Origin of the sequence: Streptomyces sp. V3I7 (assembly GCF_030817495.1) — a bacterium.
Classification (GTDB): Bacteria; Actinomycetota; Actinomycetes; order Streptomycetales; family Streptomycetaceae; genus Streptomyces.
In genome coordinates, this window is the sequence record NZ_JAUSZK010000001.1 from 110,450 (window position 1) to 132,464 (window position 22,015).

Consider the following 22,015-nt stretch of genomic DNA (forward strand, 5'->3'; position numbering starts at 1 on the left):
ACACCCTGCAACCTCGGGTCTATTGACTGAGAAATCGATTTCTGTCAGCCTGCCGGGCATGACGGTCCCAGCGGTTATCGGCGTGGACATCGGCACCTCCAGCAGCAAGGGCGTGCTCGTCGCCCTCGACGGTCACGTGCTCCGCACCGCCACCCGGCAGCATGCGGTCCAGCGGCCCCACCCGGGCTGGGTCGAGATGGACGCCGAGACGTGGTGGCAGGAGTTCCTCCAGCTCAGCCGGGAACTGCTCGAACAGGCCGCCGCGGAGGTCGTCGCCGTCGGGGTGAGCGGCATGGGCCCGTGCGTGCTGCTGACCGATGAGGCGGGGGTGCCGCTGCGTCCCGCGATCCTCTACGGCATCGACACCCGCGCGACGCCGCAAATGACCCGCCTGGACGAGGAGTTGGGGGCGGAGGAGATTCTGCGCCGGTGCGGTTCGGCGCTGTCCACGCAGGCGGCCGGGGCCAAGGTCTCCTGGGTCGCCGACAACGAACCCGAGGTCTTCGCCCGGGCCCGGCGCCTGTTCATGCCGAGTTCCTGGCTGGTGCACAAACTGACGGGCGCCTACGTCCTGGACCAGCACTCCGCCAGCCAGTGCACCCCGCTCTACGACACGCGGAGCCGCGAGTGGTACCGGCCCTGGGCCGATCTGATCGCGCCCGGTCTGGAACTGCCGCCCCTGCGCTGGCCGGGTGAGGTCGCCGGGGTCGTCAGCCGCGAGGCCGCCGCCTTCACCGGGCTCCCCGCAGGCATTCCGGTGATCACCGGCACCATCGACGCCTGGGCCGAGGCGATCAGTGTCGGCGCGCAGGGCGTGGGCGACCTGATGCTCATGTACGGCACCACCATGTTCCTGGTGAACACCGTCCCCGAGCTGGTGACCAGCCCCTGCCTGTGGGGGACGGTCGGCGCGCTGCCCGACACCCGCAACCTCGCGGGCGGCATGGCCACGTCCGGCGCCATCACCGGCTGGCTGCGCGATCTCTTCGGCGCCTCCAACTACACCTCGCTGCTGCAACTGGCCGAGCGCTCGGGCCCCGGCGCGAACGGCCTGCTCATGCTGCCGTACTTCGCGGGCGAGCGGACCCCGGTCATGGATCCCGACGCACGCGGCATCATCGCCGGTCTCACCCTCTCCCACACGCGCGGTGACCTGTACCGCGCGGCGCTGGAGGCGACCGGGTTCGGCGTCCGTCACAACATCGCGGCCATCGAGGACGCCGGTGGCGACGTACGCCGTGTCGTCGCCGTCGGGGGCGGCGCGCAGGGGTTGCTGTGGACGCAGATCGTCTCCGACATCACCGGGCGCCCGCAGGAGATCCCCTCCCAGACGATCGGCGCGAGCTACGGCGGTGCCTTCCTGGCGGCGCAGACGGTCGGCGCGTTCTCCATCGAGGACTGGAACCCGGTCAAGGAGATCCGCGAGCCGAACCCGCAACTGACCGAGCGGTACGACGAGTTCTACGCGGCCTACCTCGACCTCTACACCAGCACCCGCACCATCGCCCACACCCTCGCGGCCCACCAGGAGCGCTGAACTCCACCGCTCTGTTGCCCTCTAAGGAGTCGCCCGATGACCAGCTACCGCATGCCCGTCCTCGCGGACCCTCCCCAGGCGGAACCCCACACGGTCTATCTGGTGGCGAACGGCGATCTGCGCCCCGCCGCGAACGTGACCTGCTGGCCGGCGCAGGAGCGGCTCGAATCCGACCTTACGGCCGCCGTCACGTCGCTCGGCTGGCGCATACGACGCGGTCACGAGGTCGACGAGGCGAAGGGGCACGGCTTCATCGACAGCCAGCGCGCCGGGATCGAGGTCTTCAGGACGCTGCCCCCGGACGCCCCGCTGATCGTGGCGGAGGCGGTCTGGCAGTACAGTCACCACCTGCTCGCCGGCCTGCGCAGCCACCGGGGTCCCATCCTGGTCGTGGCCAACTGGAGCGGCCAATTCCCGGGCCTGGTCGGCCTGTTGAATCTCACCGCCAGCCTGACCAAGGCGGGCAGGAAGCACTCGGCGCTCTGGAGCAAGGACTTCACCGACGACTGGGCCCTCGCCGGTCTCAAGGCCTGGCTCAGCACAGGCGAGTTGGCGCACGACCAGAGTCACGTACGCCCGCTGCCCTCATCCGCCCTGTCCGGTCCCGAAGTCGAGCTGGGCCGGGCTCTGGCGGTTCAGCTCTCCACCGAGAAGGCGATCATCGGCGTCTTCGACGAGGGCTGCATGGGGATGTACAACGCCGTCTTCGACGACGAGTTGATCAACCCGCTCGGCATCTACAAGGAACGGCTGTCCCAGAGCGCCCTGTTCGCCGAGATGAACACGGTGACCGACGACGAGGCCCGCGCCGTCCGCGCGTGGCTCGACGCCGCCGGTCTGACCTTCCACCTCGGTACCGACGACGCCACCGAGCTGACCGACGACCAGGTTCACAGCCAGTGCAAGATGTACGTCGCCGCGCTGCGGATCGCCGACGACTTCGGTCTGGACGCCGTCGGCATCCAGTACCAGCAGGGACTCAAGGATCTCGTCCCGGCGAGCGACCTCGTGGAGGGGCTCCTCAACAACGTCCAGCGGCCGCCGGTCCGCAGCCGCGACGGTGCGCGCGAGCTGTACGCGGGCGCTCCGCTCCCCCACTTCAACGAGGTGGACGAGGGCGTGGCCGTCGACGCCCTCGTGACCAATCGGGTGTGGACCGCGATGGGGCTCGACCCCGCCACCACCCTCCACGACATCCGCTGGGGCGAGCAGTACGGCGACGACTTCGTCTGGGTGTTCGAGATATCCGGCGCCGTTCCCGCCTCGCACAACGGCGGATACGAGAAGTCGTACAGCATGCGCCAGCCGCCCATGTACTTCCCGCTCGGCGGCGGCACGCTGAGCGGGGTGTCGAAGCCGGGCGAGATCGTCTGGTCGCGGGTGTTCATCATGGACGGCGCCCTGCACGTCGACCTCGGCCGCGGGACCGTGCCGGAGCTTCCTCCGGAGGAGACCCGGCGCCGCCTCGACGCCACGACGCCGCAGTGGCCGATCATGCACGCGGTGCTGCACGGCGTCGACCGCGACCAGTTGATGGCACGCCACAAGGCCAACCACCTCAACGTCGCCTACGGTCCGGACGCGCGGACTGCGGACAAGGCCCTTGTGGCGAAGGCCGCGATGTTCGACGCGCTCGGGGTGCGCGTGCATCTGTGCGGTGACGTGCCCCTCGGCTGAGGACGCCGACCGGCGGCCCTGGCGAGACGACCGGCTGGCCTGACGTGACGACTGGCAGACCTGACGTGACGACCGACGTGCCTGGCGTGCGGACCGGCGCGCCTGACGCCCTGTCGGGCACGCCGATTAGGGTGGCCACGCTACGCAGGCTGACAGAAGGGTTGCCGGTCATGGCCATGATCCACCGCACGACGATGAACCCCACCAAGCTGGAGCTTCTTCAACCGTGGCTGCCCGCGCAGCCCTGGTACGTCGGCCAGGGCGGGCGTCCGGTGCTGAGCAGGGTCGGCGGTTTCCGGCTCGACGACCCCGAGGGCGAGGTCGGCATCGAGTTCATGGTGGTCGCCGACGAGTCCGGTGACGAGCCGGTCGCGTACCACGTCCCGCTCACGTACCGCGCGGCACCGCTCGACGGAGCGGATGACGCTCTGCTCGGGACGTCCGAGCACGGGGTCCTCGGGACCCGTTGGATCTACGACGGCACCCACGACCCGGTCCTCGTCGCCACACTGTTCGCTCTCCTCCAGGGCGACGCCGAACCACAGGCCCAGGGAGTGTCCGACACCCCGGATCCGTCCGTGACCTGGCACTTCGCCCCCGCCGGCGGTCGCCCCTCGCTCAAGTCCTCGATCACGACCCACGGGAGCGAGGGCACGGAGCTGCGCTTGGAGACGATCGCCGACGGCGAGGCCGGCAAACTGATCGCCCGGGTGACGCGCGTGCTGCGCCCCGACGCCGGTGCGCCGGGTGCCGTCGGGCAGGTCACCACCGGCTGGCGCCTGCCCGACGGCACGGAGCAGCGCGGCGCCTTCGTCGTCGTACACGACGCATCGGCGGCATAGCGCGCACGCCGGGCCCTGCCCTAGACGGTGATCGGCACCGCCTGCCCCGTGACCCGTGTCCGCGCGTCCTGCGGATCCACGTCGATCCGCAGGACGCTGGGGCGGCCCATGTCCTCGCCCTGGCGGATCACGACCGTGGCGGGAGGGGTGACAAGGCCCAGCGTGCGGAGGTATCCGCCGAAAGCCGCGGCCGCCGCTCCGGTCGCCGGGTCCTCCACGACGCCCCCGACCGGGAACGGGTCGCGGGCGTGGAATCGCTCCGGCGACTCGCGCCACACGAGGTGGACGGTGGTCCAGCCGTGACGCCGCATCACCTCGGCGAGGCCTTCGAAGTCGTAGTCGAGGTCGGCCAGACGCGCTCGGGACGCCGCGGCGAGCACCAGGTGGTCGTTCCCGCCGAACGCCACGTGCGGCGGGAGGGCCGGGTCCAGGTCACCGGGAGCCCAGCCGAGGGCCGTGAGCACCGCGTCCGACTCGGTGCTCAGGGCGGGGCGGGAGCGGGTCGGGACGCTGGTGAGGGTGGCCAGCACCGCGCCGGCGCCGTCCACCCTGGTGGCCACGGGGATCTCGCCCGCGGGCGTGTCGAGGACGATCTCGCCGGGGCCCAGTCGTTCGGCGAGGGCCACGGCGAGAGCCACGGTCGCGTGCCCGCAGAAGGCCACTTCGGCGAGCGGGCTGAAGTAACGGACGCGGAAGCGGCGCGACGCCTCGTCGTGATCGGTGACGAAGACCGTCTCCGAGTAGCCGACCTCGGCGGCGATGGTGAGCATCGCCGCGTCGTCGAGCGCCGAGGCGTCCAGCACGATCCCGGCAGGATTGCCGCCCGCCGGGTCGTGGGTGAAGGCGGCGTAGCGCAGGGGCTCGGCAGGCGGCCGCGGGAAGGTCACGGGACTCGTCCCGCTCACGTCGGTGGTCATGGTGCGTCAGGCTGCCACCTGGCGCCCATCACGTCCACCTTCCGTCCTCCCCGCCGAGCCCATCGGCCCAGGACGGCAACGGCCCGGCCGTCGGCCCGAGTTCGGCCGTCGCCGCATCGGTCGGCGCAGGAGGTGCCGGCCCCGATCAGCAGCGCGTCGTCCTTATCGGAGAGCCACCCTGATCTAGCATGTTGATCACTCGGGGATTCCGTGGTCAGAACGGAGTTGGCGGCGTGCCCTTCGCGGAGTCGGAGCCGGATTCGGTCGACGGTGGCGACGGCGGTGGCGGCGGCCCCGGATCTCCTGAGCCGAGTGCGGACGGGCGGCGCCCCGCCGCCTCTTCGGCACCGCTACTGGCCGTGTGCGCCGGGTACTTCATGGTCATCCTGGACGTCACGATCATCAACGTGGCGGTCCCCGTCGTCGGCCGTGACCTGTCGGCCTCGCTCACCGGCATCCAGTGGATCACGGACGGATACACCCTGGTCTTCGCCGGGCTCCTGATGACCGGTGGCGCGCTGGGCGACCGGTTCGGTAACCGGCGCGTCTTCTGCGCGGGCGTGGTGGTGTTCACGCTGGCCTCCGCCGCGTGTGCCTTCGCGCCGAGCGCCTCCTTCCTCGTCGGCGCCCGGCTCGTCGAGGGGCTCGGCGCGGCGCTGATCGTCCCCGGCTCGCTCGCCCTGCTCCAGGAGGCCTATCCGGCACCGGCGGCACGCTCGCGCGCCTTCGGGCTGTGGGGCTCGATGGCCGGCATCGCCGCCTCCGCCGGGCCCCTGCTCGGCGGCCTGCTGGTCTCGACGGTCGGCTGGCGCTGGGTCTTCCTCATCAATCTGCCGGTCGGAGTGGTCTGTCTGGCCCTGACGCTGCGGTACGTCGCTCCGTCGCCGCGTCACGCCGACCGGTCCCTGGACTGGCCGGCCCAGTGCGCCGTGTTGGCGGCGGTGGCCCTGCTGACGGCGTCCCTGAACGAGGCCGGACGGCGCGGCTGGTCCGACCCCGCCGTGCTCGCCGGGCTGGGCCTGACCGTGGTGGCCGCCGCCGCGTTCGTGCTGCGCGAGCGGCTGGCCCGGTGCCCGGCTCTGCCGCCGCGTCTGCTGCGCCGACGCGCGATGAGCGGCGCGGCCGCCGCGGGCCTGCTGTTCAACTTCGGCTTCTACGGCATGGTGTTCACCGCCAGCCTGGACTTCCAGCACCAGCGCGGCCTCAGTGCCCTCGAAACGGGGCTGGCCCTGTTCCCGGCGGTGGCGGTGACCATGTTCGCCTCCGTTCTGTCCGGGCGGCTGAGCCGTCGCACGGGGGACCGCCCACTCGTGGTCACCGGCATGCTCCTGGGCGCCGCGGGCCTGGCCGGCTGGGCGGCGGCCGGCTCCGAGCCCGCGTACCCGCTGCTGGTGGCGCCGATGATGGCCGCCGGGTTCGGTACGTCCTTCGCGCTCACCGGCGCGACCGCCACCGTGATGGGTGCCGCTCCCCCGGCGTACGCGGGAGCCGCCTCCGCCCTGTTCAACACGGCCCGCCAGATCGGCAGCGCGACCGGCGTGGCCCTCGGCGGCAGCCTCCTTGCCTCCAGCGCCGACTACGCCACCGGCGTGCGGGTCAGCATGGCCATCGGGGCCGTCGCCTACCTGCTCGCGGCGGTCATCGCGTGGCGGTGCGTGCCGGAGAAGGCGGGGAGGACGAGGAAGGCGGACAGGGCGGACGTACGGAGCCGGTGAGGACGTACGAGGCTCACACGCCCGTGTGGATGTGGGCCGCCCAACGAGTCGGCAGGAGCGGGTCGGTGGCCCGGGCCTCGCGGACCGCTCGGTGCAGGGCCAGGGCGGTGTCGCCGGAACCGTGCTCGGCGTAGAAGGTGCGCGCCATCCGGGCCGCCGTGTGGTCGTCGACCTGCCACAGCGTGGCGATCACATGACGGAAGCCGACGAGTCGGAACGCGGAGCCCAGGTGGATCGACTCGCCGGCGAACTCGCCTGTGCTGCGGGCCGTCGAGCAGGCGGAGAGATAGGCGAGTTGGGCGTGGGAGGCCCGCAGGCGGTGCAGATCCGTGATCGTCAACGGCTGGTCGTGCAGGACGAGATGGCTGCCCGACGGATGGGCCGGGTCGTGATGGGCGTGGCAGGCGAAGTGCGCCCACCGGCTCGACGGGAGTACGTCGGCCACCGCGGCCCTGGTGGCCTGGGGACCGAGGAGGAGCCGCGCCCCGGCGGCGTGTCCGAGGTCCGTGGCCTCGGTGAGCGTGGCCGGGAGGGGCGCGTGGCCCGGGGTGTCCGGGATGGCGACGACCAGGGGGCGGCCGACGGGGGCGGCGGCGTCCGGGGTCCTCGGCAGGGCGCGGATCGTCGGGGTGTACGACGAGACGACCCGGTCGAGCACCGTCGCGGCCCCCTCGTCGAAGTGCCCGGCGGCGTGCAGGGGAAGGCCGCCCAGCGCACCGGTCGGTGACCACCACACCCTCGGCCAGGTGCCACCGTCCGGCGGCGCGCTCGTGTGCCCCAGGACCTGGAGAACCGGGGCGGCCACCGTGTCCCAGAGCCAGCCGAGGGTCTCCCGGGTCGTGGCCTGGGCCTTGAGGCGGTCGACCAGCTTCAGGCGCGGGTTCTCCGCCACGGCCGCCGCCGCACCGAACTCCGTTGTCCGACGGTCGAGTTCGTCGTGACGCAGGTTGGGCAGCGGCACCACACGCAGGCCGTTTCGGCGGTCGAGGACGAGGGCGTCGCAGCGGTGCCGGCTGACGTTCACGGTCACCACGGAGCCCTGCTGCGGGACCAGCGCGCGCAGTTGATCGGCCTCCGGGGCGTCGAGGAAGTCCTCGAGTCCGGGAAGGCGGCGGATCTCGCGCAGCGTCCGCTGCCACTGGATGCCCAGCGCGTGTCGGCGGTCGGGATCCGGGGAGGGTTCGGCGAGCGCCGCGCGGACGGCATCGAGGTTGGCCGCCAACTGCGGTGCGGTCGCGCCGAGTTAGGCCAGTTCGCGGTCCACTTCGAGAGCGGCGGACAACAGCACGGACCGTCCGTGCTCCAGGAGTTCGAGGGCTGTCTCTGAACGGCCGTCCTGGAGGGCGACCGCGGCCGCGTCGCCGGCCAGCTGGAACCGCCGGGACAGCAGCCGCTCCTGGTCGGCCGGGCGCAGATGGAGCGGGACGAGCTCGGGCAGCCGGGCGATGGCCGCGCGGTAACCGGCCAAGGACTCGGGCCAGTCCCCGAGCGAGGCGGCCCACTCACCCCACAGCGTCGCGTCCGCGATGCGCTGGTCGGTCGTCGCGCCGGGCGCGGAGGCGGCGGTGCGCATCACGCAGATCGCCTCGCGCAGCGCGGCGGGGTCGTGGCGTTCGCGGGAGAGCTGGGCGAGTCCGTGTGCGAGGTTGTGCAGCGAAGTGACGTGCCCGGAGGGCAGATCGGGCGCGGCGACCGCTTGGCGGTAGCAGTCGATGACCGCGTCGAGGGCGTCGGGGGTCTCCGGCCGGCCGTGCCAGGTGGCGAGGGCGGCGCCCAGGTTGTTCAGCAGCTCGGCCCGTCGGGACGCGGCCGGGTCCGCCAGCTCCCGGCGCAACAGGCCGATGGCCTCCTCCAGCGGCTCCGGGTCGGCGGCGTCGCCCTCGAGTTCGTCGTGCGCGCGGTAGGTCAGGAGGAGGGCGGCGGCGAGATCCCGGCGATCCCCGGAGTCGTACGCGCGCCCCGGTTCGGCGGATTCGTAGGCGCGCCCCGGTTCGGCCTCGGCGGCGGCGACCTGCTCGCGCAGGATCCGGACGGCATCGAGGAGGTGGCCCACCATTCCGTCGTGCCGGAACTGGACCATCAGGGCACGGGCGAGTACGGGGCGGGCGGTGCGGAGCAGTCCGGGATCTCCTTCGGCGAGGTCGACGGCCTCGCTCGCGTGGGCCACGGACTCGTGGAGGGAGTCGGTGTCGGAGGTGTTCTGGTAGCGCTCGCGCAGCATGACGCTCAGCTGGGTCAGGTGGCCGACGCGGGGGCGGTGCCCGAGGGAGCGGCCGACCCGGACCGCGGTGCGTACGGCGGTGATCGCGTCGCTGAGGGTGGCCCGGTCGGGGGCGGCCATGTGGCGGGCGTAGCAGGCGTCGGCGAGCAGGGCCCAACGAGCGGGCAGGCTCGGGTCGTTGACGGGGACGCTGCCGATCCCGGCCCTCAGGAGGGCGACCGCCTCGTCCAGTTCCGCCGGGTCGCCGTCCTGCGAGCCGCGCTGGTAGAGGGCCTCACCGAGCATCCGGCGGGCCTGGTCGAGGTCGGCGGGCGCGGTGCGGTCCTGGGCGGCGCAGCGCAGCCGGGCGATGGCGCGGTCGAGGTCGGAGCGGTTTGCGGTGTGCTGGGCGCGGAGTTGGAGCGCCATGGTCAGGAGCAGGTCGGCGGACCTGTGCGTGCCGTCGCCGGGTGGCGTGACCGCGAGCACGTGGTAGAGGGTGTCGACGAGATGGTCCAGAGTGGGCCGCGCCGTGGCGGACGCTGCCCGATCGAGGCTTCGCAGCGCGTTGTCCGGCAGGTCGTCGCGCTCGCGGGGCGAGGTCGTCCGGGCCGCCTCGGCCATCAGCTCCTCGCCGGCGCGGAGCAGGGCCGCGTGCGGGTCCCGGCGTACGGCCGCCGTGCGGCGGAACAGGTCGTCCACCTGCTCGGGTACGTCCTTCGGGCGGCGCCGGTGGGCGACGGCGAGGTGGGAGAGCGCGGTCACGTACGGACTCTCGGCACCGGCGGCGTCGCCCTGCCGCAGCAACGCGAGATGGCCGTACCAGCGCAGCAGGCCCAGCGCCAGGAAGGCCTCGACGTCGGGCCGGCCCCAGCGGTCCTGCAGGGGTGTGCGGACCAGGCGCGCCGCCTCCAGGTCGGCGTCGGGTGCGAGCACCAGCTCCGGGTCGCCGGTACGACGGAAGGCGTCGATGCGGGCCTGGACGGCGGCGACGGCCGCCCGTCTGTCGTTCCTCATCCGTCACCGCTCACCGCTCACCGCTCGTCGCTCAGCCGTCATGGGGCGGCGACATCAAGCGGAAGAACATGTCACTGAACCGCTGGGACCCCTTGATCGTGTGCGGCCGCTCCGCGCTGCCCATGCCGTCGGCGATCGCCGCCTTCCAGTCCGGGATCACGACGGTCTCCAGCACACCGTCCGACCACCAGAACAGTTCCTCGCTCAGCCGCCGTTCCGACGCCTCGGGAAGGTCGCGGAGCTTGCCTCCGTACTTCTGGAGGTACGGCCCGGCCGTGAGGAGATCGGGGCCGTTGATGATCCAGAACACCAGGCCGTCCGTACGCGGCACCACGACCAGGACGCCGTACGGGGCGGGCCGTCCGATGAGCTCGTCCAGCCGCAGCACCTGCGCGGCCGTGTGCTCGCCGGTGCCGAGCACCACGCAGAGCGGGGAGTCGCCGGCGACCGCCTCGTGGATGTCGCAGGGCTCACGCCGGAGGTTGGCCATCGCGGCCGACCACACCTCGGCGGGCGACACGTCCCACCGTCGCGTCTGCTCGGTGTCGATGGTCAAGTCGCCGTACTCACCCTTGAGTTGCACCTCGGCTACCAGCCCGCCGCCGACGACCCGGGTCATCGCGTCCAGCCGGTGGTTCCCGTACCCCTCCGCGAGTCGCACGACGGGCAGGAGCGCGCCGCGAGCCGACGCGTAGGGCATGGCCCGCTGTTCCTGTGCTTCCCGCTCCGCTTCAGCGCACCACTGCGGGTACTGCTCCACCGTCGTACGCCACTGCTCGGGAGGCTCGTTCCTCAGCCACAGGGCGAGTTGTACGAGGTCCAGCTCGGGAACCGGGCTCCCGCCCGCCGCCGGCCAGGCGATGCGCGGCGCCCCGGCGTAGTCGGGCGCGAGGCACGCGCGGACCAGCTCCTGGAAGACCGCCCACTCCTCGGCACCGAACCAGGAACACCAGCCCGGCGGGGACGAGTGGTTGGGCCTCGATCGCCGGAAGAGCGCCATGACACCCAGGGTACGATCACGCTTACTCTCTGAACAGACTTCAGAAACTGCGGGTCGCTGCGAGGGGCGGGACGTGACTGATGACGGCTGAGGAACTGGCGCGCTTCTGCGCCGAGTTGCCCGACCTCCGTGCCGCCTTGCGCGGCTCCCCGCGGCAGCTCGCGCTCCTCGACCAGGCCGAGCACGCGGTCCGCGAGGGCGAGCCCGTGGCGCCGCTGCTGCGGCAGTTGGGGATCGCGGTGAGCAGCGAGGACAGTCCCCTCACCCGGCGGGACGCGTCGGCCACACGAACTCCGGTACGGGGCAACCCCCATGTGGTGACGGGTACGTATCTGTGCCCGCGCCGCACATGCCTGCGGGCCGAGGTCCGGCGCACCGGCGAGGGGCTGCCGGTCTGCCATGTGTACGGCGACGCGTTGCGCTTCGTACCGGACGGACGATGAACGGCATCCTGACGGAGCTCGGCCGCCGACTCCCCGACCGGCTGCTGGCGTTCGTCGTCCTGCCGGGGCTGCTCTACGTCGGCGGTCTGCTGGCAGCGGCGTCGCTCGGCGGCGTGAGCCTGGACGGAACCGGCCGTACGGTAGGCCACGCGGTCGCTCCGATCACCACTGCCGTCGGCTCCCGGCCCACGCCGGCCGGGCTGTCCGCCGCGCTGCTGCTGGCCGTCGTCGTGCTCGCCGCGGCCGCGGCCGGGCTGGCCGCGCAGGCTGTCGGCGCGGCGGTGGACCGGGTGTGGACGGGACCCTGGCCCGGCTGGGCGGAGCGGGTCGCCGGCCGCTGGACGGCGCGGCGGACCCGCGCCTGGGAGACGGCCGACCAGCTCCGCTCCGGCACGACGGGCGCTGAACTCGACGCGCGCACGGCCCGGCGCGACCGGATCGGCCTGCAACGGCCGTCCGGACCGACGTGGATGGCCGACCGCCTGCGGGCCGCCGACTCCCGCGTATGGCAGGAGTACGGGATCGACCTCGCGGTCTCCTGGGCCCGGCTGTGGCTGGTGCTCCCCGACACCTCCCGGGCCGCCGTGCGGTCGGCGCGCGAGCGGCTGACCGCCACGATGCTCCTGGCCGGATGGGCCGTCCTGTACGCACTGCTCGGCGCGCTGTGGTGGCCGGCCGTGCTCGTCGGTGCGGTCATCGGTGTGACGGCCTGGCGGCGGGCGCGCGCGGCGGTGGACACGCTCGCCGAGCTCGTCGAGGCGGTCGTCGACGTCCACGGCCACGAGCTGGCGACGGCGGTGGGGGTGCCGGTCCCCAACCAGCGCGTCGTGCCGCCGGTCGGGCACGTGTTGACGGAGCGGTTCCGGAAGTCCTCCTGAGGCGAGGGCTCGGAGCGTGGGCCTCCCGACTTCCGGCGACTCGTCCCGTCCCGTCGCCGTCTCGTCCCGTCTCATCAGACCGCGCGTCACTCATCAACAGCGGCCCCGAACTGAGCGCCGGCCGCCGATGCACCGAGGCGTGTCCCGTCGTACGTCCATGTACCCTTGGCGAGCAGGCCGGACGACGAGGCGGGCATGACCCAGACGAAGCCGTCGTCGGTGTTCTCGCCGGGGGCCGCGGCGAGCAGGCCGAAGAGGCCGTCCTTGTTGGCGTCGAGCAGGCGGAGCTGGGTGCCCCAGTGGTCCGCGGTCTCCGCGGTACCGGGGATGTCGGCGTGGTTCTGGTCGAAGCTGCGCGCCCCCGTCGCGGTGAGGCCGTCGCGTGCTCCGCGCAGTGTCCAGACCGCGCCCGCGTCGCGGACGGAGCCGATGTCCTCGCCGGGTGCGCCGATGGCGAGGTCGGGGAGGTGGTCGCCGTCGGTGTCACCGGAGGACATCTCGGCGCCCCACCGGTCGCCGGACTCGGCGGTGCCGGGGACGCCCGGGGAGTCCTGCGTCCAGGTCTGGGCCGCGGTCGGGTCGAGCCCGGAGAGGTCGCCCTTGCCGAGGTACACGGAGACGGCTCCGCCGGTGGGCGCGCCGGTGCCTGTGTCGCCGATGGCGAGGTCGTCCTGACCGTCCTGGTTGAAGTCGCTGGATACGACGGCCGGGCCGCCCTCGAACGCGCTGCCGTCGCTCAGCGCCTCGGCGCTGGGGGCGCCGTACAGCACATGGGTGACGCCGCTGCCCGGCCGGTCGCCGCCGGTGGTCACCCCGGAGACGGCCAGGTCCGCCCAGGAGTCCTCGTTGTAGTTGCCGTGACTGAGGCTGCGCGGCGCGAAGTCGCCCTCCCGCGCGCCGACTTGGACCTTCTCACCGGCGACCTTGAGCTGCGGGGTGCCCGTCGTTCCGGGCGGGGCGGTGAAGAACAGGAGCGTGTCGTCGTCCAGGACGGCGATGCTGTCGCGGAGGTGGGCGTCAGGCTCGGCCGGGTCTGGGGCGAAGTACCGGGCGGCTTCGATCGCCCGCCCGAAGTTCGCGCCGTTCCGCGGTCCGCCGGGGTCCTGGAGCCAGGTGCTGTCGGCGCCGTGCAGCCCGGTCGGTGAGCCCCAGAAGACAACGATCGCACCCGTGTCGGACACCCCGTCGAGGTCCTCGCCGGGGGCGCCGACGATCGCGTCGTCGTAGCCGTCGTTGTCCAGGTCCCCGGACGCCACCGCCTTCCCGAAGCCGTCGCCGGCCTCGGCGCTCCCGGCAACACCCGAGGTGTTCTGGTGCAGGACGCTCTTCCTGGTGGTACTCAGGCCGCCGGAAGCGCTGTACTGCACGGTGACGTACCCGGCCCCCTCGGCGCCGCTCACCGTGGCGCCGGGCGCGCCGATCAGCACGTCGTCGTAGCCGTTGCCGTCGTAGTCACAGTTGCGCTGCTGCCAGCCGATGGAGGGGAAGGGCACCGGGTCGGCCTGTGCGACGGAGGAGACTGTCGTGGCGCCGCCGGTGAGGGTGAGGAGGGTGGCGGCGGTGAGGGCTGTTCTGGTGAGGGGGCGCACGGGGGACCTCCCTGAAGCGGTGGGGCGGTGCCGGTCTGCCCTGTAGACACGGGGAGTTGGTGGAGGGTTGTACGCCGGGGTGGGACGGGACGGCAGCCGCTCCCTCCTGCTGTGGTGCGGCAAGGTGGCGCATCCCACTCGCCGTCACCGAGGCTTGTAGGCGGTGGCCAGCACGGAGACGGTGACCCGGTCGGGCAGGAGGCCGTCGTCGCTCAGGTCCGCAGGGCTCAGGTGGCGGGCGCTCGGTGTCATCCCCACCAGGTCCAGGGCCTCCAGCCCGGCAAGGGCCATGGGGTACTCGACCTGTTCGGTGACGACGGCCTCGAAGTACGGGTCCAGCGCCCGCTGCAGACGCTGTTCCTTGACCGGATCGACGGTGACCATCGCCGGCCCCCGGCTGCGCAGCTCGGCCAGGTGCCGCCCTGTGGGACGGACCACGATCAGCCGCCCGGCCGGGCGGAGCACTCGGCGGAACTCGGCCGGATTGCGCGGGGCGAACACGTCCAGCACCACGTCTGCCACGCAAGCCCCGCAAGCGCGCCGGAGTGTTTGGTCACTGGTGGACCGATGCGGTGAGGCGTCGCAGGGCGGCGTGGGCGGGTGGGCCCCAGGTGGGCTTGCCTCCGGGGCGGCCGTGGACGCCGGCGAGGGCGCGCAGGACCGCCCAGCCGCGGGCCCGGCGCAGGCTCGCCGTGTCCGGGCTTGGCCGGTAGGCCGCGTGGAAACGGTCGACGGCGCCCTCCGGCAGCAGGATCCAGGCGGCGGCGAGGTCGCAGGCAGGGTCGCCGGCGAAGAGGTCGCCGAAGTCGATCACCCCGGAGAAGGCGCCGTTCGCGGTCAGGATGTTGGCCGGATGCAGATCGCCGTGGAGCCAGAGACGTGGGCCTGCCCATTCCGGCGCGGCGGCGGCGTCTTCCCAGACCGCGCGGACGGCGTCCGGGTCGCGGATCAGCCCGCGCTCGGCTGCCGACGCGAGCGCTTGGCTGAAGTGTTCGGCGGTGCCGGTCAGCGGTCCCCCGCGGTCTCGGCCTGCGGGCGCCTCGTCGGGAGCGGGGCGATGAAGAGCGGTCAGGAAAGCGGCCAGGGTGACGGCCGCTTCCGCGGCGCGCGTCGCGGGGGCGCGGTCGGCGGGCTCACCCGGTACCCAGGTGGTGACGAGCCAGGGCCGCGGAAACCGTTCGGAGGGCTCACCAAGACGCTGCGGGACGGGAACCTGGAGAGGAAGGTGCGGGGCGAGGAGGGGCAGCCAGGCGTGTTCCTTGCGCAGCAGTGCGTCCGCGGACGGCGTCGCCCAGGGCAACCGCACGGCGAGGTCGTCGCCGAGCCGCCACACCTGGTTGTCCCAGCCGAGCGCTCCGAGCTTCAGCGGGCGACCCACGAGGTCGGGGTGCTGCTCGCGCAGCAGCTCCCGGATCAGGTCCTCTGTGATGTCCGTGTCCGTCTCGGTGGCCGTCATGCGGTGCACAGTAGTTCGCAACAGCGGTCGGGGAGCGGCCCGCCCGGATTCCGGCGGATCCGTGTCAACGCCGGGCGAACACCGTGGCGGCCACTACGCGCGCACCGAAGTCCTCACCCTCCACGTCGACGAGTCCGCGCGCACCGCCGTCAGCGGTGTCAGCGGCATCAGCCCCGAGGGCTGCTGATCCGCTCCGGCTCGATCACGAAGAGAACCCGCACCTGGTCACGGCCGCCGAACCACGGGTAGGGCCCGCCGAGGTACTTCTGCGAGAGCGCCTCGATGTGGTCGACCGCTCCCTCCGTCGTCACCCGGACCACGCGCCCGCGGATCTGGACGTAGGAGAACGGGTCCGCGGGATCGGAGACTGCGACGGCCACCCTCGGGTCGCGCTCGATGTTCCGCGTCTTCTGGTGCGTCTCGACGCTGTTGATCAGGACGTGCTCGCCGTCGGTGTCGACCCAGGTCTGCGTGAGCTGAGGCGAGCCGTCGGGCATCGTGGTGGCGAGGTAGCAGGTGCTGGGGCTGCGCAGCAGCGCGACCAGTTCGTCGCCGAGAGGTACGGTCACGGAGGTTCTTGTCCAAGGGCTCGGTGCGGTCAGGTACCGGGCCACGATAATCACGCCGCGATCCGTGAGCGCGGGCGGGGCGCCGTACGGCCGGGCCCGGACCCGTGTGGCCGAAGACAGACATGGCTGCGCCAACTGGCGTCAGCCGTACGGGTGTTGCTCCACAGGGTGTCAGCCACCCTGCGGGCGGCGAGCTCGCGCCAGACGGTGGTCACCGATGAACGTCACGTGCCGGCCGGTGGGGACTGGGCCAGGGGAGCTGTCAGTGGGCTTTCGCCGACGACACGGCCGCCCGCGCCGCGTGTTCCACTCGCGCGATGCCGTCCTTCATCGACGGGTTGCCGTCGGAGAGCACGGCCACGAGATAGCGGTGTCCGCCGGCCTTGACCTCGCCGACGCTGTTGACGTCCCACAGTCCGGTCGTGCTGCGCGGCAGCCAGCCGTTCTTCAGCGCCCAGCGGGAGCCGTCGGCGGCGGCCGCCGAGACACCCCACGCCTGCTCGCCGGCGATGCGGGTCATCAGCGTGCGCATCCAGGTGCGCGACGCCTTGCTGAGCGGCTGCGGCTTCCCGGGACGCGTGGCGCGGGTGTCGAACACCGCGCGCAGGAGTCGTATCTGGTCGCTCGGGGTGGTCCGCGTGAGCCCCCACTTGGGGCCGGGACCGCCTCGGGTCTCGCTCAGGCCCAGCCGCTTGTTCGCCGCCTGAAGGCCCGGCGCCTTGCCGATACGCCGCCACAGGACGTTCGTCGCCGCGTTGTCGCTGCGCTCGATCATCGCCTCCGCCTGGGCCCGCGTCTTCGCGCCGAGCGGGCGTCCGGCATCCTGCGCCTGGAGCAGCGCCGCGGCCAGGATGTCGACCTTGACGATGCTCGCGGTGTCATAGGTGCCGTCCGCGCCGTACACCGTGGGCGTACGGCCGCTGCCGTCCAGGTCGAGCACCGCGGCCGTCACTCGCGCCCGGCCCTTCGACTGCTTCGCGTCACCTCGGTCGTCCGCGACGTCACCGGGCCGCGGTGCGTCCGTGGCCGCGGAGGCCGGGACCGCGGCGAGCGGGCCGCTGCCGCAGAGCGGCGCCACCACCGCGAGGAGGGCGCCGGCACAGACCGCGGCGCCCCTGCGGCCGGGCCCGCGCCGCCCGGCGCGCGCCGGAGGCGGCGGGAGGAAAGGTCGGAAGTGCATGGTGTGCTGCCTCGGTAGTTCGTGAGGAGGTGCGTGCAGAGGTACGTGGTGAGGGCCGAGAGGCGGGACAGAGCACTGGCGAATGTAAGCAAAACGCCCGCGCGACGGCATGACAGACGTCACGAGGGCAGCCCTTTCCACCGGTTTTGTGGGCAATGCCACATAAGCGAAGCGCTTGCCGAATGCCTCAGTCGATCACTGGCTGAAGCTGCACATCGCCGCAGACGGCCCTTACCTTTTCCCGACAACCAGGGGCGGTTGCCGATAGCCTGAGCCAGTTCCGCCTCTGGTCAGCACAACGTTCGGTCTTGTCGCAGCCGCGGCTCCACCCTTCGCGCCGCAAAGGCAGGTTATGAGTCTCCATGCACGGCTTCGCCGGTGGAAGCGGATGCGGGACCGCGACAGGGAGATGCGCCAGTTCGCCGAGACACTGATCGGTCCCGTACGCGAGAGGCTGAGCGCCGCCTCCGGCGGAGGCCACCCCGACTCCGCCGGGGAGCCGCCGGCCGATCCCGAAGCGCTGTTCCAGGACCTGGTCGACTCGGTCAGGCGATGGCGCGGCGATCGCAGGATCGAGGTGCACCGCGTGCACATCCCGCGGCAGTTCCGTGCCACGGGGATGTGGCTGGAGCGGGCGGACCGGGACGACGTCGTCATCGAGCAGGACGCCGAGATCTGGCACCAGGCGCAGATCCTCGGCCATGAGCTGTGGCACATCCGGGAGAAGGACGGCTTCGCCTCGGAACAGTTGGCGGCCTGCGCCGACCTGGGGCCGATGGATGTGCACGACGCCCAGCCGGCCGCCGCACGGTCCCGGTTCGACGAGGACTGCGAGAAGGAGGCCGAACTGTTCGGGATCCGGCTCGGTCAGCAGATGCGTGCATTGATGGAGCGCGACGTGATCACCGGCGAGACGGCGCGCCGCATCGCGGATTCTCTCAACTACCGGGGAAACCGGAGATGAACGGGTCGATCAACTACCTGTGCTGCGGCCTGCTCTGGCTCGGGCTCCTGGTCAAGGTGCCCGACCTGATCCGCCGTTGGCGCGAGCCGTCCCTGCGAGCCATCAACGGCGTGCTGGCACTGGCGTCGCTGTGCTTCCTTCTCGGGGCGCCGGGTTCCGTGGGGCTCATCAACCGTCTCAGCGGCGTGCCCAACCTGGCGGCCCCGCTGACCTACGCCTCCATCGTCGCCTACAGCGCGGCGCAGTTGGTGCTCATCGCCTGCTGGCGCGGTGGCCCGTCGACGCGGCGGACGACACGCCTCTGGATCGGCGGGTACGCCGCTGTTCTCGCCGGCGTCGCGATCCTGTTCAGCGTGGGGAGCGCCGCGGCTGAGCGGCGAACCGACTTCGACACGTACTACGCGTCGACGCCCTGGATCGCCGAGATGATCGTCCTGTACCTCGTCGCTCATCTGACGGCGGTGAGCGTCAGCGCCGTCTGGTCGCTGCGCTGGGGCTTCGAGACGGAGGTGCGCAAGCGCCCCTGGCTGCGGGCCAGCCTCATGACCATGGGCGTCGGCACCATCATGAGTGCCGGTTACAGCGTCACCAAGCTCGTCGCCGTCGCCGGGCAGTGGTCCGGCCGGGACTGGGCGGCTCTCGGGAGTTCCGTCCCGTCGCTGTGCGCTGCGGTGGGCGCGTTGCTGACCGTGACAGGGGTGCTTCTTCCGGTGGCAGGCCACCACCTTTCGGCCTGGCGGGACTTCTTCCGTCTGGCGCCGCTCGACGCCGTACTCGACGCCGTTCTCAGGGACCGGGCTCTCCGTGTCGAGCGGCCCTGTTCCCCCTTCCTGTGGAGCACTTGGCGCCGGAGCACCATCCTGAACGGTCTCCACGCGATCGAGACGCTGCTGGACAAGAGGCTGTACGACGCGACGCACGACGCCGAGTTGAAGCGGACGGGCGACAGGGACGAAGCGGCGTCCGCCGCTTGGGCGGCCACCATCGCGGAGGCGGCCCGGCGCGGTACTCGGCCCGCACTCGAAGCCGTCGGGGAGCGGCCCCCGCTGTCGTTCCCGCGGGACTCCAAGACCCTGGTTCGGATCGCCGGTGCCGTGAGGAGGTTCGAGCGCGAGGCAGCGGTCGTCACGCTCAGCCTCGACGGGGCCGGATCGAGGTGACCGCGGATGGGATGACACCTGGTGCCCTGCAGCCCTGCAGCCGACAGCCCTGAACGGAGTCCCCCTACATGAGTCTTGTCGTGTATATAGCGGCATTCCTGCTGGCCATAGCGGCCATGGTGCTTCGCCGCCCACGCACGACGCCCCGGACGCCCCTCACCGTCCCCACGCGTGTCTCCGTCGTCCTGGGCGCCGCGTGCTTCTTCTGCTCGGCCCCGATGACGCTGGCGGCGGTCAACGAGGCCACGCGCACGCCCAACATCGGTGCTCCGCTGACCTACAGCGTGATCTCCGCCTACAGTTGCTCGCTGATCATTCTGCTGATCCACTGGAGGGGCGGCCCGAGGGAGCGGATCCGCCGGATGGTCCGGATCAGCGTCGCGGTCTACGGTCTGCTGATCATCGCCATCATCGTGCTGTTCGCCCTCGCGGACGCCGACACCGAGCGGCTCAACGACCTGGACACCTACTACGCGAACACCCCGTACATGCGGGAGATGATCGTTCTCTACCTGGTGGGGCATCTGACCAGCACCACCGTGCTGAGCGTCGTCTGTCTGAAGTGGGCGCAGGACGAGGTCACCGGTCTTCTCCGCCTGGGACTCCGGTTGATTCTCGCGGGCCTGCTCCTCGACGTGCTGGGGTTCGAGCTCACCAAGGTCGTGGCGATCGTCGCACGCTGGCTCGGGTACGACCTCGACGTGCTGTCGACCACGGTCGCACCGCCCGCGGCCTCGCTGGGCGGCCTGATCTACTCCGCCGGATTCGTCCTGCCCCGGGTCGCATCCGCCATCGCCGCCGAGAAGCAGAGCCTGGTCAACTACCGTGCGTTGAAGCCCCTGTGGGCGGCCGTGAAGGGCGCGGCGACGGCCCCGGACGCGGAACCGACCTGGTGGCAGGCGACGTGGCAGTTGCCCAGCGGCCGTCTGTACCTGCTCGAAGCCAAGATCCGCGACGCGTTGCTGCAACTGTCGGCGCACTTCGACCACCACGTCGGCCAGGCCACGTACGCGGCCGCTGTGGACCGCGGCGAGAGCTCGGACCGTGCACGCGTCGCCTCGGAGAAGGCGATGATCATCGATGGGATACTCCGTGCGTCGGGCAAGGGAGTCGCCGCCTCAGACACTGAGGCCGCGTCAGGCAGCGGGATCGCGTCAGGCACTGAGGCCGCGTCAGGCACTGAGGTCGCCTCAGGCAGCGGGGTCGCGCCGGACAAGGGCGACGTCCCGGCGAGTCCGCCCGGAGTTTTCCGCATCACCATTGACCTGGTGGATCTGTCCCACGCGGTGAACCATGTTCACACGGGGGCGTCAGGGCGGTTGAGCACCCAGTGAAGATGTCTCATGGTCGCAGCAGGGAGAGCCAGTTGTCGCAGAAAGCCATCGTCGTCGGAGCCGGCATAGCGGGGCTGCTCGCGGCGGCGGCCTTGTCCCAGGCCGCACCCGAGGCAGAGGTGCTCGTCCTGGAGCGGGACGCCCTTCCCGAGACCCCCAGGAATCGGCGGGGTGTCCCCCACGGACAGCATGCGCACCTGCTCATGGCAGGCGGCCTCGCCGCCATGGAGGACCTCTTCCCGGTGAGCGTGCGCGATCGCCTTGTGGCCGCAGGGGCGCACCAGATCCCCTTCAGCAACGGCACGGCGATCCGCACCGCGGACGGCGGCTGGTTCCCCCGTTGGAAGCGGAACAGCCCCCATGTGATCACCTGCACGCGTGCCCTGCTGGAATGGGTGCTCCGGCAGCTCCTGCTCGAGAGCGGGGACAACGTCACGATCCGGCAGGCCGGCGTGGAGGGGCTCCTGGGCAGCGCCGAGCGTGTGCACGGCGTGCGCGTCAGCGGACCGGACCCCGCCTCCGCCTCCGAGCTGGAAGCCGACATCGTCGTCGACGCGACTGGCCGGGGCTCCCGCAGTCTGCGGTGGCTCGAGGACATCGGTGTCAACGGCGTGACGGAGGAGAAGATCGACTCCGGCCTCACCAACGCGACTCGGATCTACCGCGTCCCGGCGGGTGCCGAGTCGTTCCCGCTGACGGTGGTCCAGGCGAACCCCTACAGCGCTCGGCCCGGCAGGAGTGCCATGGTGCTCCCGATCGAGGGCAACCGGTGGATGGTCAGCGCCGCCGGCACCCGAGGCGGCGAGCCCCCTCAGGACCCCGAGGGCTTCCTCGAGTACGCCCTCGGGCTGCCGCACCCGATCGTCGGGCAGCTCATCAGCGGTGCCGAGGCCCTCACGGACGTGGCGGTCAGCCGCAGCACCAGCAACGTCCGCCGATACCTGGAGAAGGCCCCGCACTGGCCCGAGCGGTTCGTCGTGCTCGGTGACGCGTTCGCAACCTTCAACCCCGCCTACGGGCAAGGAATGTCCGTAGCGGCTCTCGGCGCCCGGGAATTCGCCCAGGAACTCCAGCGGAACGGCCTCGCAGGCCCGGGGCTTTCCCGTCGGGTTCTCCGCAGGGCGGCCAAGCACGTCGACTCGGCATGGGCCACCGCCGTCGCCATGGACATCCTCTACCCGGACGTACGAGGAGACAGGAACCCCACTGCGGCCGATCGGCTTGCGGCCTGGTACTCGCGCCGGCTGACCCGAGCGGCAACCGGTTCGTTCGATGCCGCGCTGGCCCTGTGGGAGGTCACGGGACTGCAGGCGCCTGCGACGCGGCTGTTCCGTCCGAAGGCGCTCCTGGCCGCTCTGACCGGGCCTCTCGTCCGGCAGAGTTCCGAGCCGCCCCTGACGCCTTCGGAACTGCAGATCCTCGACGGGCTCAGGACCGCAGCCGCCGCGTCGACCACGACGGAAGCGCCCCAGTAGGCGGTCGCCTCACACCGACCCCGCAGGCTCGGGCAACGCCGTCACGGCCGTGTGCCCGGCCG

At 72.0% G+C, this 22,015-nt stretch carries 19 protein-coding genes and 1 pseudogene; 11 read left to right on the forward strand and 9 right to left on the reverse strand.

What is annotated here, in order from left to right; all coding sequences use genetic code 11:
• The first annotated feature begins 58 nt into the window (after positions 1-58).
• The 3 genes from QFZ74_RS00500 (at position 59) to QFZ74_RS00510 (ending at position 4,056) form a co-directional block, all read left to right on the forward strand.
• Positions 59-1,537, forward strand: a complete 1,479-nt coding sequence (locus QFZ74_RS00500) for an FGGY-family carbohydrate kinase (protein ID WP_307618777.1) — start codon at positions 59-61, stop codon at positions 1,535-1,537.
• A gap of 36 nt (positions 1,538-1,573) precedes the next feature.
• Positions 1,574-3,214 carry a fucose isomerase gene (locus QFZ74_RS00505; RefSeq protein WP_307618778.1) on the forward strand — a complete coding sequence of 547 codons (1,641 nt, stop codon included), beginning with the start codon at positions 1,574-1,576 and terminating at the stop codon, positions 3,212-3,214.
• 170 nt (positions 3,215-3,384) lie between these two features.
• Positions 3,385-4,056, forward strand: a complete 672-nt coding sequence (locus QFZ74_RS00510; protein ID WP_307618780.1) for a 1,4-alpha-glucan branching protein — start codon at positions 3,385-3,387, stop codon at positions 4,054-4,056.
• Between the two features lie 20 nt (positions 4,057-4,076).
• Here QFZ74_RS00510 and QFZ74_RS00515 read toward each other — a convergent pair whose 3' ends face one another.
• Positions 4,077-4,973: a PhzF family phenazine biosynthesis isomerase gene (locus QFZ74_RS00515; RefSeq protein ID WP_307618781.1), complete on the reverse strand. Its 897-nt coding sequence runs from the start codon at positions 4,971-4,973 to the stop codon at positions 4,077-4,079.
• 233 nt (positions 4,974-5,206) lie between these two features.
• Between QFZ74_RS00515 and QFZ74_RS00520 the strand changes: the two genes are divergently transcribed.
• Positions 5,207-6,688: an MFS transporter gene (locus QFZ74_RS00520; protein WP_373462329.1), complete on the forward strand. Its 1,482-nt coding sequence runs from the start codon at positions 5,207-5,209 to the stop codon at positions 6,686-6,688.
• Positions 6,689-6,701: 13 nt separating this feature from the next.
• On the opposite strand, the gene QFZ74_RS00525 is transcribed toward QFZ74_RS00520, so the two are convergent.
• The 3 genes from QFZ74_RS00525 to QFZ74_RS00535 are packed head-to-tail and all read right to left on the reverse strand — an operon-like array spanning position 6,702 to position 10,905.
• Entirely contained in the window at positions 6,702-7,910 is a 1,209-nt protein-coding gene (locus tag QFZ74_RS00525) for a CHAT domain-containing protein (RefSeq protein ID WP_307618782.1), read from the reverse strand.
• A gap of 21 nt (positions 7,911-7,931) precedes the next feature.
• Positions 7,932-9,905 (reverse strand): hypothetical protein, encoded by a 1,974-nt coding sequence (locus QFZ74_RS00530; RefSeq protein WP_307618783.1) that lies wholly within the window; start codon positions 9,903-9,905, stop codon positions 7,932-7,934.
• A gap of 31 nt (positions 9,906-9,936) precedes the next feature.
• A complete protein-coding gene (locus QFZ74_RS00535; protein ID WP_307618784.1) occupies positions 9,937-10,905 on the reverse strand; it encodes a hypothetical protein in 969 nt (322 codons plus the stop codon).
• 80 nt (positions 10,906-10,985) lie between these two features.
• On the opposite strand from QFZ74_RS00535, the gene QFZ74_RS00540 reads away from it, so the two are divergent.
• Positions 10,986-11,348, forward strand: a complete 363-nt coding sequence (locus QFZ74_RS00540) for a hypothetical protein (RefSeq protein ID WP_307618785.1) — start codon at positions 10,986-10,988, stop codon at positions 11,346-11,348.
• Positions 11,345-12,226 (forward strand): hypothetical protein, encoded by an 882-nt coding sequence (locus tag QFZ74_RS00545; protein WP_307618786.1) that lies wholly within the window; start codon positions 11,345-11,347, stop codon positions 12,224-12,226. The genes QFZ74_RS00540 and QFZ74_RS00545 overlap by 4 nt, the downstream gene beginning before the upstream one ends.
• A gap of 86 nt (positions 12,227-12,312) precedes the next feature.
• Here QFZ74_RS00545 and QFZ74_RS00550 read toward each other — a convergent pair whose 3' ends face one another.
• The 3 genes and pseudogenes from QFZ74_RS00550 to QFZ74_RS00560 form a co-directional block, all read right to left on the reverse strand.
• Positions 12,313-13,815 carry an FG-GAP repeat protein gene (locus tag QFZ74_RS00550; RefSeq protein WP_307618787.1) on the reverse strand — a complete coding sequence of 501 codons (1,503 nt, stop codon included), beginning with the start codon at positions 13,813-13,815 and terminating at the stop codon, positions 12,313-12,315.
• A 144-nt stretch (positions 13,816-13,959) separates the two neighbouring features.
• Positions 13,960-14,337, reverse strand: a pseudogene (locus QFZ74_RS00555) (methyltransferase type 11); the annotation flags it as partial.
• Positions 14,338-14,368: 31 nt separating this feature from the next.
• A complete protein-coding gene (locus QFZ74_RS00560) occupies positions 14,369-15,271 on the reverse strand; it encodes an aminoglycoside phosphotransferase family protein (RefSeq protein ID WP_307618788.1) in 903 nt (300 codons plus the stop codon).
• Positions 15,272-15,332: 61 nt separating this feature from the next.
• Between QFZ74_RS00560 and QFZ74_RS00565 the strand changes: the two genes are divergently transcribed.
• Positions 15,333-15,458 carry a hypothetical protein gene (locus QFZ74_RS00565; protein ID WP_307618789.1) on the forward strand — a complete coding sequence of 42 codons (126 nt, stop codon included), beginning with the start codon at positions 15,333-15,335 and terminating at the stop codon, positions 15,456-15,458.
• Here QFZ74_RS00565 and QFZ74_RS00570 read toward each other — a convergent pair.
• Together QFZ74_RS00570 and QFZ74_RS00575 are read right to left on the reverse strand one after the other, a co-directional pair.
• Complete coding sequence (locus tag QFZ74_RS00570; protein WP_307618790.1) at positions 15,439-15,840, reverse strand: PPOX class F420-dependent oxidoreductase; 402 nt, start codon at positions 15,838-15,840, stop codon at positions 15,439-15,441. The two genes, QFZ74_RS00565 and QFZ74_RS00570, sit on opposite strands and share 20 nt — an antisense overlap.
• A gap of 262 nt (positions 15,841-16,102) precedes the next feature.
• Positions 16,103-17,020, reverse strand: a complete 918-nt coding sequence (locus tag QFZ74_RS00575) for a serine hydrolase (RefSeq protein ID WP_307618791.1) — start codon at positions 17,018-17,020, stop codon at positions 16,103-16,105.
• Between the two features lie 388 nt (positions 17,021-17,408).
• Here QFZ74_RS00575 and QFZ74_RS00580 point away from each other — a divergent pair, with 388 nt between their 5' ends.
• From QFZ74_RS00580 to QFZ74_RS00595, 4 genes are all read left to right on the forward strand, one after another.
• The gene (locus QFZ74_RS00580; protein WP_307618792.1) at positions 17,409-17,984 is read left to right on the forward strand and encodes a hypothetical protein; all 576 of its coding nucleotides are present in this window, start codon (positions 17,409-17,411) and stop codon (positions 17,982-17,984) included.
• Positions 17,981-19,144, forward strand: a complete 1,164-nt coding sequence (locus QFZ74_RS00585; RefSeq protein ID WP_307618793.1) for a hypothetical protein — start codon at positions 17,981-17,983, stop codon at positions 19,142-19,144. The genes QFZ74_RS00580 and QFZ74_RS00585 overlap by 4 nt, the downstream gene beginning before the upstream one ends.
• Positions 19,145-19,212: 68 nt before the next feature.
• Positions 19,213-20,478 carry an MAB_1171c family putative transporter gene (locus QFZ74_RS00590; protein ID WP_307618794.1) on the forward strand — a complete coding sequence of 422 codons (1,266 nt, stop codon included), beginning with the start codon at positions 19,213-19,215 and terminating at the stop codon, positions 20,476-20,478.
• Positions 20,479-20,510: 32 nt separating this feature from the next.
• A complete protein-coding gene (locus tag QFZ74_RS00595) occupies positions 20,511-21,953 on the forward strand; it encodes an NAD(P)/FAD-dependent oxidoreductase (protein WP_307618795.1) in 1,443 nt (480 codons plus the stop codon).
• Positions 21,954-22,015: the final 62 nt, after the last annotated feature.